Origin of the sequence: Exiguobacterium sp. s5 (assembly GCF_018618075.1) — a bacterium.
Taxonomy (GTDB): domain Bacteria; phylum Bacillota; class Bacilli; order Exiguobacteriales; family Exiguobacteriaceae; genus Exiguobacterium; species Exiguobacterium mexicanum_A.
Genome location: NZ_JACSLK010000001.1, coordinates 290,688 through 303,998, shown reverse-complemented (window position 1 = coordinate 303,998; position 13,311 = coordinate 290,688). Strand labels below are relative to the sequence as shown.

The window sequence follows — 13,311 nt, the reverse complement described above, 5'->3', positions numbered from 1 at the left end:
GTCACTGCCCCAAGGTGGAAGTTGTCTCATCGGCCGCGCGCTTCAACGCCTCTTCGACCGATACGCCTTGGTATAGGCTCTCCATCGCATTGACGACGCTTTGACGGGACTGCGGGAACGTCGAGATGAGCGCGCCTTGTGTCGCTGGTGAGGCTGTCGTCTCACTCAATTGATCGACCGTCACTTTCAGTTGCGGGTACTCGGCCCACATCTCTTTGACGATCGGCTCGTCATACGCCTCCGGATTGATGGCGAAGTAGCCCGTCTCGACGTGCCATTTGGCCTGTGCTTCTTTCGACGCCGCATACTTCATGAACTCCCATGCACCTTGCTTCGTCTCGTCGGCGATGCCGTCACCCATCCAGAGCGAGGCCCCGCCGATGATGACGCCTTCACGCTCCGCTTCGTTCGGCACCGGCAAGTATGATGCTCCGACCTCGAAGTCGGCGTTATCCGCGACGGTGCGAATCCCGGCCGACGAGTCGAGATACATGGCGACTTTCCCTGATTGGAAGGCGGCGCGCATGTCGTCCCAGTTTTGGCCGACGTTCATGAACGTCTTGTCGTCGTACATCTCTTTGATCAAGTTGAAGGCGTTCTGTCCTTCTGCCCCATCGAATACCGCTTTTGTCGGCGCACCGCTGCGCCCGTTGTCGTTGTCGACGTAGAGCCCGCCTTGCGCGGCGACGAGCTGTTCGAAGAACCAACCGTAGTTGAGCATCGTGAAGCCGGTCTGGCCGTCGGTCGTGTCGGTCGTCAGTGCCTTCGCCGCCTGCTTCAGCTCGTCATATGTGCGCGGCGCTTTCTCCGGGTCGAGTCCCGCTTGTTCGAACGCATCCTTGTTGTAGATGAGCACCGGTGTCGACGAGTTGAACGGCATCGAGTACTGCTTGCCGTCGACTTGATAATAGCTCAAGATGTTCTCTTCCCAAACGCTCGTGTCGAAGTCTTCTTTGTCGATGAACTCTTGGACCGGCGTGATTTTGTTCGAGTCGATCATATATTTCGTGCCGACCTCGAACGTCTGCATGATAGCCGGTGCGTCCGGTGACCCCGCGACGGCGTTGAACTTCGTGAGCGCCTCTTCATACGTGCCTTGGAACACCGGTTTCACTTCATACTCTTCTTGCGACTCGTTGAAGGCGTCGACTTGGTTGTTAAGCGCGGTCTCTAAGTCCCCGCTCATCGCATGCCAAAATACGACTTCCGTCTTCCCGTCCTCCGTCGCCGAAGCGGCCGGTTCCGCCTCTTCGCTACCACATGCCCCGAGCAACAATACCGAACTGGCCAACCCTGCGAATAATGCTTTCTTCTTCATCGTATATTCCCCCTATTATTTGATCGCGCCTTGTGTCAAACCTTCTTGTAACTGCTTTTGTCCTGCGAATAACAACATCAGCGTCGGGATGATAATCAAGATGACCGCCGCCATGACGACGCCCCAATCCGAGGCGACCTCGTTCGACTGCATCTGTTTAATCCCGATTTGCACCGTGCGTGCCTGCTCCGTGTTTGTCACGAGGAGCGGCCATAAGTACATGTTCCATGTCGTCAAGAAGCTATATACCGACAACGTGACGAGCGGTGTCTTCGAGACCGGCAAGACGACGTTCCAAAAGAAACGGAAACGGCTGATGCCGGCGATTTGTGATGCCTCGTACATCTCGTACGGAATCGTCTTGAACTGTTGCCGGAGCAGGAACGTCCCGAACGCGAGCGCGAAGAATGGCACCGACAGCCCCCACACCGAGTTGAGCCAGCCGAGCGACTGGATCGTCAAGAAGTTCGGTACCATCGTCGCTTCCCATGGCACCATCATCGTCGCGAGGAAGAGCATGAAGATGAGCCCTTTTCCTTTGAAGTCGATGAAGACGAACGCGAAGGCGGCAAGACTCGACAAGACGACTTGGCCGACCATGACGAGGAGTGCGACGACGAGACTGTTCCATAAGTACGTCATGAGCGGGATTCGTTCGAACGCGGCGACATAGTTGTCGAATGTGACGTCGCGCGGGATGAGGTTCCCTTTCAACACTTCGCTCCCGTCCATCAGGCTGATCGAGAACGCGTAGGCAATCGGGAACAGCATGACGACGGCGCTCAAGACGAGGAGCGTATACGTGACTACTTTCCGGAGCGTCATTGGTAATGCACCTTCCTTTCGACGAGCTTGAACTGGAGCCACGTCAACAGGAGGACCGTCAAGAACAAGAGCACGGCCTGCGCACTCGCCCCGCCGACGTTATAGTTGATGAACGCGTCCTTATAGATGGCGTAGACGATGACGTTCGTCGAGTTCGTCGGTCCGCCTTTCGTGAGCAAATCGATTTGTCCGAACGTCTGGAACGCATTGATGAGCGAGATGATGCCGACGAAGAAGAGCGTCGGGGACAGCATCGGGATCGTGATGGCCCGGAGCTGGGTCCAATATCCGGTTCCGGCGATGTCCGCACTCTCATACAATGTCCGGTCGATGTTTTGCAGCCCGCCGAGGAGAATCAAGAACGTGAAGCCGATATTCATCCAGACGGTCGCGAGCGACACGGATAAGAGCGCGTACTGCGGGTCAAGGAGCCACTGCACCCCGCTTGCCCCAACCGCTTCCAAGAAGCGATTGAAGATACCGATGGACGGGTTGTACATGAACATCCAAATGACCGACGAGGCTGCGACGCTCATCCCCATCGTCGCCGAGAATGCCGTCCGGAAGATGCCAATCCCGCGCAGCTTCTCGTTGGCGAGGAGCGCGAGCCCGAGCGCGATGATGATTGTGAGCGGGACGGTCAACAGAACGAAGCCGACCGTCGCCTGGATGCTCTGCCAAAACGAGGCGCTCGTGAACAGTTTGGCGTAATGCTCGCCGCCGACGTAACTGAGCGGCGTCCCTTGCGTGTCCGTTTGAAAGAAGCTCAAGTAAATCGTCCGGAACAACGGATAGACGAGAAAGATCCCAAATAACGCGATCGACGGGGACAAGTAGAGGAGTCCGCTCGTCGCGTCCGATAATCGGGTCCGGACGCGTTGTCTCGGAAGGGCGACCGTCATTGGAACACCTCCAGCGCCTCGAACAGTTTCGGTTGCCGCGGTTCGATGCGATTCCCCGTCGCGTCAAACAGTGACATCTGTTTCGGGTCGACGTAACAGGCAATTTTCTCCCCAATCGCGAGCGGCCATTGTCCGGGCCATTTGGCGAGCCATTCGACGCCGCCCATATCGAAGGCGAGAATCGTCTCCGTGCCGAGCACTTCGATATTTTTCAGTTCGGCGTAGAACGTGATCTCGTCTTTCGCCGGCGTGATTTGTTCCGGCCGGATGCCGAGCGTCGCCGTATCTTCTCGCGTCAGCGTGTTCGGGTGGAATAGACGCCCGTCCGAGGCGACCCAGCCCTTGTCACTCCGTTGCACCGACGTCAAATTCATCGGCGGTGACCCGATGAACGAGGCGACGAACGTGTTCGCCGGCTTATTGTACAAATCGAGCGGTTGACCGACTTGTTGGACCTGGCCATCGTTCAACAGCATCATCCGGTCGGCCATCGTCATCGCCTCGACTTGGTCGTGCGTGACGTAAATCATCGTCAGTTTGAACTTGCGTTGCAGCTGCCGGATCTCCGAGCGCATCTTGGCCCGAAGTTTCGCGTCCAAGTTCGAGAGCGGCTCGTCCATGAGGCAAATCGGCGACTCGGTCACGATGGCCCGGGCCAGTGCGACCCGTTGCCGTTGCCCGCCCGACAGTTCGCGCGGCTTCCGCTTCAAATAGTCGGTCAGTCCGAGCGTATCGGCCGCTTCCAAGCAACGTTCACGCTGCTCGAGCTTCGTCAGTCCTTTCGTATGTAACCCGAACGTGATGTTTTTCTCGACGGTCATGTGCGGATAGAGCGCATAGTTTTGGAATACCATCGATAGTTGCCGCTCGCTCGGTTTCAGTTCGTTCGCGGCGACGCCGTCGATGCGGAGCGTCCCGCTCGTGATCGATTCGAGCCCGGCGATCATCCGGAGCATCGTGCTCTTGCCACAGCCCGACGGTCCGACGAGGGCGAAGAACTCACCCGCCTCGATCGTCACGTCGATGCCACGGATGACTTCCGTCTCGTCGTATGACTTTTTGATGTTCTGCAGTTGAATCGATTTCATATGATGTCCTCCTTCATTCCTTGCGACGCCCAAAGCCGCTCGTCCCCGGTCGAGACGGCGAACGCCCCGTGGGACAGGGCTTCATGCACGTGAATCGGTTTCCGGATCATCCCGCCTGTCACAATCGGCAACGAGACGTGTTCCGCGACGTGCTCGATGACACTCGGGATGAGACCCGGCATCAGTTCGAGCGCGTCCGGCTGTTGGTCTTTCGCCATCTTGATGCCTGAGGTGATGGCGTCCGAGTCGACGAGGAACAGGCGCTGCACCGTCATCAGGCCGGCCCGTTTGGCGTGTTGGATGACAGACGCCTTCGTCGTCACAATCCCGTCGGCGCCGACCCGTTTCGCCAAATAGTCGATGCCGTCCCGGTCGAGGCTGATGCCGTTGATGCGTTCGGCGTGCAGGAACACGGTCCGATTCTCACGCTTCAAATGGGCGACGTAGCGGTCGAGCGTGCTGAGCGTCCCCATCATGAGGAACGTCGTCGTCACGTCCGACTGCAGGAACTTCTCGAGTTGTTTCGGTGATTTGATGGAGGCGATCATCTTCTCTTGTCCGATCGTGCGAAGTGTTTCATTCACTTGAATCATCCTTCCCTAGAAAAAAGGACCAACAGAAACAGGACGTCATCGACGTACGGGCTTCTGTTGGTCTCTCGAATGTTCTACCGGTTGCTATTCACTTGGCATGAGGGGTCTCACAAGTCATATCGTACCGGATGAATGTAAAGCGTCCGTGAAGCTCGTGCAAAAGTTTGTGAAGCCGACGTAAAAAAAACGACTCATAATGAGTCGGTATCGTCGAGCGTCTGTCTCGCTTTCGCCAAGATGTCGGCTTTGACGGCATCATCCCGGCCTTGCCAGTTACGGACCATCATCTTCATGCGCTGATTCTTCGCGAACCGGTCCTCGTGCTTGTCGATGAAGTGCCAATACAAAGCGTTGAACGGACAGGCGTCGTCCTCGGTCGTATGTTTCGGGTTATACTTGCAGCCTTTGCAGTAGTCGCTCATCTTGTCGATATATTTCCCCGAAGCGATATACGGCTTCGTCGCCAATCTCCCGCCATCGGCATGGAGCGCCATCCCGAGCACGTTCGGCAACACGACCCAGTCGTAGGCATCGATATACATCTCGTTGAACCAGTCGCTCGTCTGTTGCGGCGACACTTCGAACAGCGTCGCGAAGTTGCCGAGCACCATGAGCCGCTGGATGTGGTGGTTGTGCGCCCGCTCGATGACCGGCTTCACACTTTGATGGACACAGTGCAGGTCTGTCTTAGCGTCCCAGAAGTAGCTCGGCAAATCGCGCTCATGCTTGAACGTGTTGACCGATTCATAACCCGGCATCGACGCCACATAGACGGCGCGCATATATTCGCGCCAGCCGAGGAGTTGACGGACGAATCCTTCGACCGAGGCGAGCGGCGCGTCCGACGCCACCGCCGCCTGGACGACCTCGTCCGGTGTCAGGAGCCCGATGTTGATGGCCGCGGACAACAGGCTATGCGACATGTCTTGATTGTCCGACAGCATCGCGTCCTGATACGGACCGAACGTCTCGAGACGCGCTTCGACGAAACGAGCGAGCGCACGGCGTGCCTCACTGCGCGTCACCGGCCAGACGAACGGGGTGATGTCTCCCGGGTGGTCCTTAAAGTCGGTCTCGACTTTTCGGATGACGTCTTTCGTGATGGCGTCCGGCCGGAAATGGATCGGTGGTGGGAACGTGAGTCCTGCTTTCGGCGGCTGGCGGTTGTCCGCATCGAACGACCACTTGCCACCCCGTGGCTTCCCGTCCTCGAGCAACACATCGAACCGTTTCCGCATCTGGCGATAGAAGCGGTCCATCCGCCACGGCGTGCTGCCAATCGTGTCAACCGCTTCCTCCTTCGTTAAATAGAAGAGCGGCACGTCCAAATGTTCGACGAGCTTGTGCTTCTGACCCAACTGTTGCAACTTCTTCTCCATCGCAGCGTCGGTGACGGCCGTGTAATGGATTTCTTCCGGTTCGTACCGTTTGAAGTGGTCGTCCCACGCATCATGGAACGAGTCCGCCTCGTGATAGTCGACGGTATAGCCATTTTCTCGCAGTTCCTCAGCGAAGTGACGCATCGCCGAGAAGATGAGGACGAGCTTCTGTTTATGGTATGGCCGCCACGTCGCCCGTGATGTCGCCTCGATCATGACGATGACGTCATCCTCCTCGATGTGATTGAACAGCTCGAGTTCATGCGACAGTTGATTGCCGAAGATCCAAAAGGAACGCATCGATTCAACTCCCCTCCCAAAATGGTTATGCTACACTCAATCTACCTCGATGTTATTTAGAAAGGAATGGTTCGATGCGCTTCCCACGTCTTCAAACATGGATTGACAGTCAATACGAGAACCCACGTGGCATCGTCGGCACGTATATCGGCGAGAAGATGGTGCGCCAACACCGGGTCGAAGTCGATTGGACGATTGAGCGACTTCATATTCAGCCCGACAATCGCGTCCTCGATCTCGGTTGCGGGGCCGGCGACGCACTGGCGCAGATGCTGCGTGGCTACAATCACGTGCATGTGACCGGACTCGATCGTTCCCCGACCATCGTCCGCTCGGCGCTCCGACGAAATCGAGTAGACGTGCAAGCTGGGCGAGCCGAAGTCGTCGAAGGCGACCTCGGGACGCTCCCGTTTCCGGACGCGCAGTTTGACCGCGTCTTCAGCATCCACACACTCTACTTTTGGGAAGACGTGCCGGCGGTGCTTGCCGAGATTGATCGCGTTCTCGCACCAGGTGGGTCATTCGTCATCACGTACTGCGATGGGAAAGCTGACGTGACGTGGGATGGCATCGCGTCTATCGTGCGGGAACAGTTCATCCCCGCCGCTTCCGCGCTCGGTCTGACCGACGTCGTCGAGACACGAGGTCCTGACTCGCGTGATTATCATACGGTCGCCGTGTCCGGACGAAAGCCCGTCTAACGTCAGCTTCGACTCTTCCGTGTGACCGCCACGCCGCCAAATCCGCTGATGATGGCGATATAGAAACCTAAATCATAGAACCAACCGGTATTGTTCACTTCATAGACACGATACGTGTCATTGAACAATCCTAGAATGAGTGACACCGGTGCGATCCAACCGTGCCAAATCCCCCAAAAGAAGCCAGCCGGGTCGGTCGTGTACGTCCCGTCGCCCGGCACACAGCCGCCGAGGACGACAATCAAACTGAGCATGATGGCCAATAATCCGATTCGTTTCATAATGAATCCCTCCTGCTATGAGTATTCCCGGTTTTACGGAAAACAGTGCGGCCTGACGTGCGCCAGACGAACACAAACAAGCAGCGACTCTTCATGAGCCGCTGCTTGTTTTTCGTTACCGCCACAGTTGAACCGTGTTCGCGAACTCGATATCAGTCGCGATTTCCCCGTCGAGGGCATGTAAATCGAAATCCTTGCCGTCGAGCCACTCCTGAAAATCGAAAATGACAGGGTCGCGGTCGCCACCGAGGGCAAACCACGTCTCGAGCGTCTCCGGGAAGTAAGCGGCCGTATGGATCGTGCCGGCCCAGCTCTTGTACAGCTCCGAGAAGACGCCCTTGTCCGAGTCGTTCATGAGCCGGAACGCGCTCTCGGCGTCCTGGACGATATGTTGATACATCTTGATTTCCATCATCCGGCGTGTTGAATCGTCGAGATGGTAACGGTTCTCGTGTTGTAGCAGCTCGAAATGGTTCGTACAGATATTCGACTCGCGGACACGAATATCGCGTGGTGTCGCTTCGATCACGCGTGTCTTCGACGACTTGTCGTGGACGACATACGTGAACGAGCCGCGGTGCGGAATCTCTTGAAGCAGATCGACCGCTTCCTCAACCGTGGCGCACGTCTCGAGAATCATTCGGCCGATCATCTGGCAGACGAACCCATCTCCAGGCCGCCGGCGGTTGATGAAGTTATAACCCATGGCGAGCCCTTTCTCGTTCATCCCATCCATCCGGCCGGTGACACGCGAGACGGGACCGATGACGGCGTAGCCCTCATCTGGCTGGAACACGTTATAGCGTCCATCGTACGTCATCGGGTGATAGTCATAGTTGCGGACGAGGAAGTTGTCCCCCGTCAAAATCGAACAGCCGCTGACCGGGTTATTGACCCGGAAATGACCGAAGTGAAGGAGCGTGTCGGCGAGCGTCAACTCGAGCTCGTCCTGCAGACCGAGCAGTTCTTCCCAAATCTTCGGGGCGAATCGATCGAACGCCTGCTTCGCCTCGCGCTCATCAATCTCAAAGCGCGGGACGCGGAGCTTCCATTGGTCGGTCCGATTCTCGAGCAGCTTGCTGCGCTTGATGTATTGTCCTTGAAAGCGGCCAAAGTCATAGTGACTGCCGCGGAATTGTGTGAGTTCACTTGAGACACGTTGCATGAAAAAACCTCCCTTGCGCCTAGTATAACGGACGCAACGGAGGTATGTCTGACTTGAGACTGTTCACAACTTGAACTGGCGGCTCATGCGTTGCATGTCCTCGGCCGTGTGCGACAAATCTTTGACGAGCCGGTTCATCGTCTCGCTCGTCGCCGACATCTGTTCGGTCGAGGCTGCCACTTCCTCGTTACCAGCCGTACTCTCTTCAGAAATCGACGCGATGTCAGAGAGACCACGTTTGATGTCGTCTTGGTTCGTCTTGACGCGCCCGAGTTGTCCTTGCATCGAGTTCGTCAGGCGCTGCATCTCCCGCACGCTCTGCTCGATCTCATTGAAGGCGCGCTTCGTCTCCTCGAGCGTCCGCTTGCCGTCCTCGGCGGCGTGCATGCTGTCCGTGAACGTCTCGCCGAGCGCGATCGAGTTTCGTTTGACGCTGCCAACGATTTCCGAGATCTCACTGACCGATCGGGCGACGCTGTCGGATAACTTGCGAATCTCAGAAGCGACGACGGCGAAGCCTTTTCCATGCTCCCCGGCACGGGCCGCCTCGATGGCCGCGTTTAAAGCGAGCAAGTTCGTTTGCTCCGAGATTTGACGGATCATCGTGACGAGTGCCGTCACTTCGTCCGCCTGTTGCTCGAAATCTTTCACTTGTCCTTGCGACTCGCGCACTTGCAGATGGATGTTCGTCATTTTGCCGACGGCATCCTCCATCAGTCCGAGTCCTTCGGCCGTCACGCGGCTGACGACTTCCGCTTGCTCGCTCACACCGTTGCCGTCGTGCGCCGTCTGGTCGACGAGTCCCGAGAACTCGTTCATGTGTCCGTACAGTTTCATCGTGAGCACGCTCTGATTCTCGACACCGCCCGCGATTTCTTCCATCGTGAACGCGATTTGACGCGAGGCATCGTTCACTTCTTCCGAGATACTCGCCACGTTGCCGCTCTCGTCACGCACCGTCTGAGCGGACGTCTGCAATCCCGAGATCAAGTCGCGGAGCATTTTCGTCATCTGATCCATCGAGGCGGTGAGCCGCTTGATCTCATCGTTCGCTTTCAACTGGATGTTGTCCATCTCCCTGGCCGCTGTCGCCAAGTCGCCGCTCGCGATATGGGTCGCGACACGTTCGAGCTCACGGAGCGGTCGGAGTTTCCAGCCAAGGTAGCGCCAGATGATGACCGAGGCGATCCCAAGCAAGATGACGAGTCCGATGAGAATCGGCGGCAAGCTCTCTTGCAACACGTCTTCCGTCACCGCGGCGACGTCACTCGCCCCTTTATCGATTCCAAGGACACCGATGACGTCCCCGCCTTGTTTGATTGGAACGAGCACGGTCATATAGTCCCCGTACTCTGGATCCTCGACAATCGGTGTCGTGACGGTCCCACCTTCAAACGCCGCTCTCGCATCTGCAAACGACGTCGCTGTCGTCGGCGTTCCGATATCGACCGCGTCGGCCGCGCTCATCCCATCGACGATGATTTGAAGCTCTTCGCCGTCGGCTGCGAGTGTGTACACATACATGGCCCCGATTTGCGTCCGATACGTGTCGAGCTGTTCCCGAAACTGCTCGAACCGTTCTTCTTTCGTCGGGTTCTGTAAAAAGGCCGCATACGCTTCCGTGTCGATCGCCTCGCTGATGCGGGCCCCGTCCGCTAACAGGACCGCTTGCATCGAGCTCTGTACCGTATGCTTCGTGCTGACGTACTGCAGCACGCCGAACATGACGATGAGCAGCGTGATGAATGCCAACATCATCGCCAAAATCCGTGTCTGCAGTGACTGTGGTTTATTTCGTTTCATGTGATTCCCTCCATTCGTCCTTATTCCTTATATCGGACGACTGTCGCGAAGAGTCCACAAAAAAACGGATGATTTTCGACAAAAATCATCCGTTCGTTCATTCATTTGTCGAATCTACAACCTCGAGCGGCATCGACACCTCGGCCTCGCCTTCTTCTCCGATATGGAAGAGCGGGAGGGTCTCGGTAACGAATAGGTCAGGGTTCAAATCCGCTTGATAGACGTACGTCCGGACGTCCCCTTCGCGTTCCGCGACGAGTTCACCGAACGGGATTGGGACACGGGTGCCATCGACTTCATAACTGATGATCGTCGTCGGATCGAGGCGACGGTCTTCGAGCATCCGAATCGTGAACAGCATCGTCGAGCTGTTCGTCCGCTCGAGCGAGACCGCAATCGATTCCGATTGACCGGCCCGTTTTTCAATCATCGCATCTTCGACGTCCTGCTCGAACACGACGTTCTCTTCGGCCGGATCATCTTGCACTTGTTGGCAACCGACGATGGTCGCCAATCCGAGAATCAAGGCAATCACCAATACGCGCATCTCGTTCTCTCCTCACTTCAAGGCGAAAGTGAGTTCCGCTTCACAAGCAACTTCTCCATCGACCGTCGCCACGGCGCGCCCTTTACCGATTGGTCCGCGCACTTTCAAAATCTCGACCTCGAGGCGTAATTGATCGCCCGGGACGACTTGACGTTTGAAGCGACATCCATCGATACCTGCGAAGAACGCGAGCTTGCCTCGGTTCGACTCCTGCTTGAGCATCGCGAACGCGCCGACTTGCGCGAGCGCCTCGACGATCAACACGCCAGGCATGACGTTATAGTCTGGGAAATGTCCATTGAAGAACTCTTCGTTCGCCGTCACATTCTTTAATCCAACGGCCCGTTTGCCTTCTTCGACCTCAAGAATCCGGTCGATGAGCAAAAACGGGTACCGATGCGGGATCACTTCTTTAATCTGTTCAATCGTGTACATGGTTCCACCACCCTTATGATGTTAGCCAAAAATCGGTGATATGGCGCCACGTGTCGATGTTGAACACGTCCTTCCACTCGCCTCCGCCAATCACGCTGTACCCGATGATGGCCCCAATCGCAAGCATCACGAAAGCCAACAACAGGACAACGATGACGCGTAACAAGATTGGGAAACGTCGATGGTTCGATAATCGTTTCCGCTCCGTCCGCTCTTTAGACTCGGTCTGTTCCGAGCCGTTTTGTTCTTCCTTCGCCACGTCCATACATCCTTTCAGCTGAATTAATTATAACATATTAGTACCAGGTAATAAAACTGTTGCATGAGTTCTATATAAGTGTAACGTATCTACTATACGTCGAACAAGCGCCCGGCCTAGGGCAAGGGCGACGCTTCTGTGAAAAATACTGCCCGTTTCCACCTATGCTGTGCTACCGTAAGAGTATTCATCATTTAGGAGGGTTTATTTTTATGTGGAAAGAATTCAAAGAGTTTGCAATCAAAGGCAATGTAATTGACCTCGCCGTCGCCTTCATCCTCGGGGCCGCCTTCACGGCCATCGTCACGTCGCTCGTCAACGACATCTTCATGCCGTTCCTCGGCATCCTCATCGGCGGCATCGACTTCTCGACGCTCGCGGTGTCGGTGCTCGGCGTGAACGTGACGTACGGCAACTTCTTACAAGAAATCGTCAAGTTTTTCCTCATCGCCTTCGCCTTGTTCATGATGGTCAAAGTGTTGAACCGTCTGAAACGTGAGAAAGCGGTCGAAGAGACACCAGAACCGGAACTGTCGCGTGAAGAGCAGCTCCTATCTGAAATCCGTGACTTGTTAAAAGAGCGTCCATAACGTAGTAACGCCTGAACCGAAGTCGGTTCAGGCGTTTTTGTCGAGAATCGACATCACTCGGCTGACGGCGTCCGTGAGAAGCGGTTCTGCCTGGTGCATCGCCTCGGCGAGCGTCATTACCCGGGAAATGATTGAAAACACGGCACGGATTCCGGCGTCCGGAACGGCGATTACGTCTGTTTGTCCGGTGAAGACGAGCGTCGGGACCCCGTGTGCGTGGGCGAGACGGGCCAACCCGTACGGTGCTTTCCCGTGAAGCGACTGCGCATCGAAGCGACCTTCTCCCGTGATCAACCAGTCGGCCGTGCGCAGTTTCTTCTCCAGGTTCGACCAGCGTATGACTTCTTCAATGCCGCTCACGTACCGGGCACCGAGGTGGTAGAGCGCGAAGCCGATGCCTCCGGCTGCGCCCGCCCCAGGTCGCGTGGTCAAATCACGTTCGAAACAACGGGCGTACGTGGCAAGCAGTTCGTCATAGCACACGACTTCTTCTGGCGCCAACCCTTTCTGCGGACCGAACACGGCCGCGGCCCCGTCTTGTCCAAGGAGTGGATTCGTCACGTCCGCGGCGATGCGCCATTCGACATAACCCGCTTCCGGGAGGAGTCCTGTCCAATCGACTTGCACGACGCGCTCAAGTTGATGCGGGAACGGTCCAATGACATGTCCAAACTCATCGAAGAAGCGGACACCAAGCGCCTCGAGCAATCCCTTTCCCCCGTCGACGGTCGCGCTCCCGCCGAGGCCGACGGTGATGCGTGTCGCCCCGCGCTCGAGCGCATGCCGGATTTGCAAACCCGTTCCGTACGAACTATAGCGCCACGGGTCGAGCGTATCGACGAGTGTGAGCCCGGACGCTTCGGCGACTTCGATGACCGCTGCTCGTCCCGCCTCGAGCCACCCGTAACGCGTTGTTCGTAACGTCCCGTCGAGCGACACGACGTCCTGCGTGACGATTTCGGCATCCGGATGTGTCAGCAGCCACGCGTCTAAAAAGCCTTCCCCGCCGTCTGAGATCGGTACCTCGACGACGTCGTGCCCAGCGAGCGCCCGACCAACCGCTCGGTTCGCCTCCACACTCGTCATCGACCCTTTGAACGAATCCATCGCCACGACAATTCGCAT

General features: G+C 56.8%; 15 protein-coding genes. 2 read left to right on the top strand and 13 right to left on the bottom strand.

The window, feature by feature from the left end:
• Nucleotide 1: 1 nt before the first annotated feature.
• From KNP60_RS01695 to KNP60_RS01670, 6 genes are all read right to left on the bottom strand, one after another.
• Complete coding sequence (locus KNP60_RS01695; protein ID WP_214796731.1) at nucleotides 2-1,318, bottom strand: ABC transporter substrate-binding protein; 1,317 nt, start codon at nucleotides 1,316-1,318, stop codon at nucleotides 2-4.
• Nucleotides 1,319-1,333: 15 nt separating this feature from the next.
• Entirely contained in the window at nucleotides 1,334-2,143 is an 810-nt protein-coding gene (locus KNP60_RS01690) for a carbohydrate ABC transporter permease (protein ID WP_029594714.1), read from the bottom strand.
• On the bottom strand, nucleotides 2,140-3,045 hold the full coding sequence (locus KNP60_RS01685) for a carbohydrate ABC transporter permease (RefSeq protein WP_034779185.1): 906 nt from the start codon (nucleotides 3,043-3,045) through the stop codon (nucleotides 2,140-2,142). The genes KNP60_RS01690 and KNP60_RS01685 overlap by 4 nt, the downstream gene beginning before the upstream one ends.
• Nucleotides 3,042-4,133, bottom strand: a complete 1,092-nt coding sequence (locus KNP60_RS01680; RefSeq protein WP_214796730.1) for an ABC transporter ATP-binding protein — start codon at nucleotides 4,131-4,133, stop codon at nucleotides 3,042-3,044. Before KNP60_RS01680 ends, KNP60_RS01685 begins: the two co-directional genes overlap by 4 nt.
• Nucleotides 4,130-4,717: a glycerol-3-phosphate responsive antiterminator gene (locus tag KNP60_RS01675; RefSeq protein WP_021066164.1), complete on the bottom strand. Its 588-nt coding sequence runs from the start codon at nucleotides 4,715-4,717 to the stop codon at nucleotides 4,130-4,132. The genes KNP60_RS01680 and KNP60_RS01675 overlap by 4 nt, the downstream gene beginning before the upstream one ends.
• Nucleotides 4,718-4,917: 200 nt before the next feature.
• On the bottom strand, nucleotides 4,918-6,405 hold the full coding sequence (locus tag KNP60_RS01670) for a cryptochrome/photolyase family protein (protein ID WP_214796729.1): 1,488 nt from the start codon (nucleotides 6,403-6,405) through the stop codon (nucleotides 4,918-4,920).
• Between the two features lie 74 nt (nucleotides 6,406-6,479).
• Between KNP60_RS01670 and KNP60_RS01665 the strand changes: the two genes are divergently transcribed.
• Nucleotides 6,480-7,106 carry a class I SAM-dependent methyltransferase gene (locus tag KNP60_RS01665; RefSeq protein ID WP_214796728.1) on the top strand — a complete coding sequence of 209 codons (627 nt, stop codon included), beginning with the start codon at nucleotides 6,480-6,482 and terminating at the stop codon, nucleotides 7,104-7,106.
• Nucleotides 7,107-7,108: 2 nt separating this feature from the next.
• Here KNP60_RS01665 and KNP60_RS01660 read toward each other — a convergent pair whose 3' ends face one another.
• The 6 genes from KNP60_RS01660 to KNP60_RS01635 all read right to left on the bottom strand — a co-directional run bounded on the left by KNP60_RS01660 (nucleotide 7,109) and on the right by KNP60_RS01635 (nucleotide 11,602).
• On the bottom strand, nucleotides 7,109-7,387 hold the full coding sequence (locus KNP60_RS01660) for a hypothetical protein (RefSeq protein ID WP_214796727.1): 279 nt from the start codon (nucleotides 7,385-7,387) through the stop codon (nucleotides 7,109-7,111).
• Nucleotides 7,388-7,502: 115 nt separating this feature from the next.
• Nucleotides 7,503-8,552 (bottom strand): C45 family autoproteolytic acyltransferase/hydrolase, encoded by a 1,050-nt coding sequence (locus tag KNP60_RS01655; protein WP_034779192.1) that lies wholly within the window; start codon nucleotides 8,550-8,552, stop codon nucleotides 7,503-7,505.
• Nucleotides 8,553-8,615: 63 nt separating this feature from the next.
• A complete protein-coding gene (locus tag KNP60_RS01650; RefSeq protein ID WP_214796726.1) occupies nucleotides 8,616-10,355 on the bottom strand; it encodes a methyl-accepting chemotaxis protein in 1,740 nt (579 codons plus the stop codon).
• Between the two features lie 97 nt (nucleotides 10,356-10,452).
• Nucleotides 10,453-10,902: a hypothetical protein gene (locus KNP60_RS01645; protein WP_034779196.1), complete on the bottom strand. Its 450-nt coding sequence runs from the start codon at nucleotides 10,900-10,902 to the stop codon at nucleotides 10,453-10,455.
• 12 nt (nucleotides 10,903-10,914) lie between these two features.
• Complete coding sequence (fabZ, locus tag KNP60_RS01640) at nucleotides 10,915-11,337, bottom strand: 3-hydroxyacyl-ACP dehydratase FabZ (protein ID WP_021066156.1); 423 nt, start codon at nucleotides 11,335-11,337, stop codon at nucleotides 10,915-10,917.
• 13 nt (nucleotides 11,338-11,350) lie between these two features.
• Complete coding sequence (locus KNP60_RS01635) at nucleotides 11,351-11,602, bottom strand: DNA-directed RNA polymerase subunit beta (protein ID WP_214753720.1); 252 nt, start codon at nucleotides 11,600-11,602, stop codon at nucleotides 11,351-11,353.
• Nucleotides 11,603-11,808: 206 nt separating this feature from the next.
• On the opposite strand from KNP60_RS01635, the gene mscL reads away from it, so the two are divergent.
• Nucleotides 11,809-12,186: a large-conductance mechanosensitive channel protein MscL gene (gene mscL / locus KNP60_RS01630; protein ID WP_034779201.1), complete on the top strand. Its 378-nt coding sequence runs from the start codon at nucleotides 11,809-11,811 to the stop codon at nucleotides 12,184-12,186.
• Between the two features lie 27 nt (nucleotides 12,187-12,213).
• Here mscL and KNP60_RS01625 read toward each other — a convergent pair whose 3' ends face one another.
• The gene (locus KNP60_RS01625; RefSeq protein WP_251128447.1) at nucleotides 12,214-13,311 is read right to left on the bottom strand and encodes a glycerate kinase; all 1,098 of its coding nucleotides are present in this window, start codon (nucleotides 13,309-13,311) and stop codon (nucleotides 12,214-12,216) included.